At 57.1% G+C, this 4,517-nt stretch carries 2 protein-coding genes and 1 pseudogene; 2 read left to right on the top strand and 1 reads right to left on the bottom strand.

From position 1 onward, the window contains the following. On the top strand, positions 1 to 307 hold a 307-nt coding region (locus tag H0V78_01205), incomplete at its 5' end, for a toprim domain-containing protein (GenBank protein MBA2350436.1). Then, entirely contained in the window at positions 304 to 2,121 is a 1,818-nt protein-coding gene (locus tag H0V78_01200; protein ID MBA2350435.1) for a hypothetical protein, read from the top strand. The genes H0V78_01205 and H0V78_01200, both read left to right, overlap by 4 nt. 48 nt (positions 2,122 to 2,169) lie before the next feature. Here H0V78_01200 and H0V78_01195 read toward each other — a convergent pair. Then, positions 2,170 to 4,488: pseudogene (locus H0V78_01195) on the bottom strand (DEAD/DEAH box helicase family protein). Between the last annotated feature and the right edge of the window lie 29 nt (positions 4,489 to 4,517).

Below are 4,517 nucleotides of genomic sequence, written 5' to 3'. Positions count from 1 at the left end.
CTGCTATTTCGGCATCGGTAACGCGCCGGCAACCATTGCCGAAGCGTCCGGCGCGCTCTGCATCGCCGAAGGCTTCGCTACCGCTGCCAGCATTCATGAGGCGACAGGCTATCCCGTCGCGGTCGCTTTCGACGCCGACAATATGCCGCCAGTGGCAAAAGCGCTGCGCCAGAAGTTCCCCACTATTCGCGTCATTCTTTGCGCCGATAACGATCAATTCACGCCGGGTAATCCGGGGCTCAATAAAGCGACGCGAGCAGCGCGGACAATCGGCGCTTTCGTGGCTTGTCCGGAGTTCGCGTTATGAACAAGCCGACGGACTTTAACGACGTGGCAAAGCTGCAAGGCGCTGAGGCCGTCAGAAGCGCCATAGACACAGCAAAGCCGGTAGACGATGGGAACAGTCAGGGCGAGCAAAATGCGGTAGCGGGCACGCCTTGCACTAATATTTCCCTATTCGCCGGGGAAGGCAAGAAGAAATCACAGGCAACCATCCTGATTGAAATCTGCAATCCTCTGGAGCTATTCCACGACGCCGAATCGAACGGCTATGCCGTTATCATTAAGCCGAGCCACAGTGAAGTTTGGCCGATACAGTCGCGCGCATTCCGTAACTGGCTTGGCCATCAGTATTACAAGCTCACCGAGCAAGGCGCGCGCGGTCAAGCGATCGGCGATGCCGTCGCTACTATCGACGCCAAGGCGCAACACGACTCAGAACAGCGGGAAGTGTTTATGCGAGTTGCATGGCTCGCGGACCGCATCTATATCGACCTGGCCGACGAAAAATGGCGCGTTGTCGAGATAGACAAAACCGGCTGGCGCGTTCTCGATAAGTCTCCGGTTATGTTCACGCGGCGCGCGGGAATGGCGGCGCTGCCAGACCCGGTAAGCGGCAGTCTCGACAACATCGACAAACTGCTGAATGTCGAACCCGCCGACGTAACGCTGGTCGTCGGATGGCTACTCATGGCAGCGCGCGGTCGCGGACCTTATCCCGTACTCGTGCTGCACGGCGAACAGGGTTCAGGCAAAAGCACGCTGACGACCATCCTGCGCAATCTGATAGACCCGTCTACCGTCCCGCTGCGCGGTTTGAACAAGGATATCCGCGACTTGCTCGTGACGGCGACGAACAATCACGTTCTGGTGCTCGACAACTTGTCCGCGTTAACGGCGGAAGTCAGCGATGCGATTTGCCGCTTTGCTGTCGGCGGCGGTTTCGCGGAAAGGCAGCTATACACGAACCGAGACGAGATTATTGTGCATGTCCAGCGTCCCATAATCATGAACGGTATCGACGAAGTGGTATCGCGCGGCGACCTTGTGGAACGCTCGATTATTCTGCGTTTGCCCGCCATCTCTGAAACAAAGAGAACCGACGAAACGCAAAACCTGCGGCGCTATGAATCGATGCGTCCACGGTTGCTAGGGGGGCTCTATACGGCGATGTCGTGCGCCATCCGGAAATTGCCGGACATCCACCTTGCCCGCAAACCCAGAATGGCCGACTTCGTATGTTGGATAACGGCGGCAGAGGGCGCACTTGGTTGGGCGCCTGGCGAGTTTCTTGAAGCCTATCGGCGGAACCTGGACGAAGGCAGCGAAAGGTCCCTGGAAGCCTCGCCGTTCGGCGAAGCGTTGGTCAGGCTTATTATGGACAGACGCGCTATCTGGTCCGGCACGGCGACCGACCTGCTGAACGAACTAGAGCACAGCGTTCATGAACGTGCGATCAAGTCACAGTCGTGGCCGAAGTCGGGCAAGGGAGCGTCCAATGCGCTGCGGCGGCTGACGCCATTGCTCAGACGGGTGGGAGTCAGCATCAATTCTGCTCCGCGCGCCGGTTCTGATGGCCGGCGGATGCTAGAGATAATTAAAACCAAGAAACAACCGTCAGTAACGTCAGTTCCGTCAGTCATTCAACTGGATAAATCCCTTAGGACTGACGGAACACTGACGAAACAAAATCCGGCGAACCGTATCGTCAGTGCATCGTCAGTCACAAGCACATGTAAACAAAGGGATACTGACGGAACTGACGATGCTTTCGAGAAAGGAATAACGCATCTGTGCAAGCGCCAACCCGACGCCAACCGACCCGACTACGAAGAATTCTGATGGGCGCATTCGACATTCTGAGCCAGCTTCGCGGTATGGGTTTAACGCTCACCTTGCGGCATGCGAGACTGATTGTCTGTGGTAAAGATGCTTCTGAAATCCAATGAACGCAGTCCGTATCTGTTCCGGGCTGCCCAAGTCCAAGATCGCATCTGCAATCGCGTCTTTGTATTTAAGTCTTAGCAGGGGCGTGAGCTTTTCCTGGTCCAGTTCTCCCACGCCTTGCTGCACGTATTGGGCGAGCACAAACTCCAGGAACGCTCGCTGCTTGTCGTTGAAGCTCGACTGCACATGCGCCTTTGCATCAGACGCACGCACTTCACGCGTTAGGGGCGGAAGTGCGAATGCAACATAGGCGAGTACGTCGAACAAGTCGCTCTTTTCCGCATCGATCATTCGTTGCATCTCGGCCATTTGCTCCCGACCGAAACCCTTCTCTCCAAGTCCCGCCAGCAGCTTCGCACGCGTATGAGGCGCGCTCCAAAGGGAGCGTAGTTCTGATTCGTCCTTGAAGAATTCGGGAAGCTTGCCAAATAGCATTTCCATGAACTGCTGAGCTGACATGGGCGTTCCGTCGGGGTGCCAGAAGGAAGTGACCATCATGTGCTGGATGACCCGGGCTTTGCCGTCTGCGAGCTTGATCTTCGCCTTCCTTTTGCATTGGCAGGGAGACTGGCCGCATTTAGGGCAAGCCTCGGATTTGCATTCACAGCGGAGTTTGCCGCAAGCGGGGCAAGGTTGCGGCGCTGTCCTTTCGCAAACGCACGGACTGCTGCTGCATCGCGCGCACTCTTCTTCTTCGGTGGGCGGCCCGTCCCATTTCTCGTCGTGGAAATGCTGGTGCGCCTTCACGAAGTCGTAGATCGTGAAGTAGTCCTTTCCATCGTATAAGCGAGTACCCCGCCCGATGATCTGCTTGAACTCGATCATTGAGTTGATCGGCCGCATCAGTACGATGTTGCGGATGTTGCGCGCATCGACTCCCGTCGACAGTTTTTGCGAGGTCGTGAGTACGGTCGGAACGCTCTTCTCGTTGTCCTGAAAGTCGCGCAAATGCTGCTCGCCGAGATCGCCGTCGTCGGCAGTTACTCGCTGACAATAGTTAGGGTCCCGGCTGTCCTTCACCTGGTTGATGTAGTCGCGCACAGTCAGGGCGTGCGCTTGCGAGGCACAAAAAACCAGCGTCTTCTCGCGCTGATCCATCTGGCTCATGAAGATGTCCACCCGCTTTTTCTCGCGCTCGGGAATCTCAATAATCCGGTTGAAATCGCCCTCCGCATAACGCCTGCCGCTCTCCACCTCGCCTTCGACGACCGTGTCGTCCGGGGTGTAGACGTATTCATCGAGCGTGGTCGAGATCTGCTTGACCTTGAACGGGGTCAGGAAGCCGTCGTTGATTCCTTCCTTCAGCGAATACACGTATACCGGCTCACCGAAGTAGGCGTAGGTATCGATATTGTCCCTGCGCTTCGGGGTAGCGGTAAGACCAAGTTTCACAGCGGGCGCGAAGTAGTCGAGGATGCTGCGCCAATTACTTTCGTCGTTAGCTCCGCCGCGGTGACACTCGTCGATGACGATAAAGTCGAAGAAGTCTGACGGGTACTCGCCGAAGTAGGGCGAAGGATTGCCGTCTTTAGGCGGACCGCTCATGAAGGTCTGGAAGATCGTGAAGAACAGATTGCCTTTTTTCGGCACTCTGCCCTTCTTGCGAATGTCCTCTGGATCGATCCGTACCAGCGCATCCTCCGGGAAAGCGGAGAAGGCGTTGTAAGCCTGGTCTGCAAGGATATTGCGGTCAGCGAGGAACAGGACGCGTGGTCGGCGCGCTGGTTCGCGGCTCAGATTCCAGCGACTGTGGAAGAGCTTCCACGCGATCTGAAAGGCTATGAAAGTCTTGCCCCCGCCAGTGGCGAGCGTTAACAGAATGCGCTGTTTATTCGCGGCGATGGCCTCCAGCACACGCTCGATGGCGATGTCTTGGTAGTAACGTCCCTCGAAGTATCCGCCCCGGTCCTCGAAGGGGACGGCGGCGAAGCGATCCCGCCAAGCGTTCTGCTCGGCAAAGGTAAGGTTCCATAGTTCATCGGGCGTGGGGAAGCGGGGTAATCCGCCTTCCTTTCCCTGATGCATGTCTATCCCGTAGAAGCCCTGCCCGTTGCTGGAGTAGGTGAAGCGAATGCGGAGCTTCCCTGCGTATTCCTTGGCTTGCGCCACGCCCTCGGTAAGCGGGTCGTCCCAGGGTTTGGCCTCGAGGACCGCCAGCCTAGTGTTGCGATAAATCAGCACATAATCCGCGGTGAGCGCCTTGCCGCGCCGCCCGTGGCCCTCCAGGCGGCCAGGCGTGATCGTATATTTGGACTTAACCCGCTTTCGTGGACAGTGTGTTTTCTAAACGG

The sequence above is a fragment of the Burkholderiales bacterium genome, assembly GCA_013695435.1.
Lineage (GTDB): Bacteria > Pseudomonadota > Gammaproteobacteria > Burkholderiales > JACMKV01 > JACMKV01.
This window is presented reverse-complemented; position numbering and strand designations above follow the sequence as displayed.

Coding starts and splice junctions, on each gene's coding strand:
- H0V78_01200 (MBA2350435.1), top strand. CDS start 304: ATGAACAAGCCGACGGACTTTAACGACGTGGCAAAGCTGCAAGGCGCT.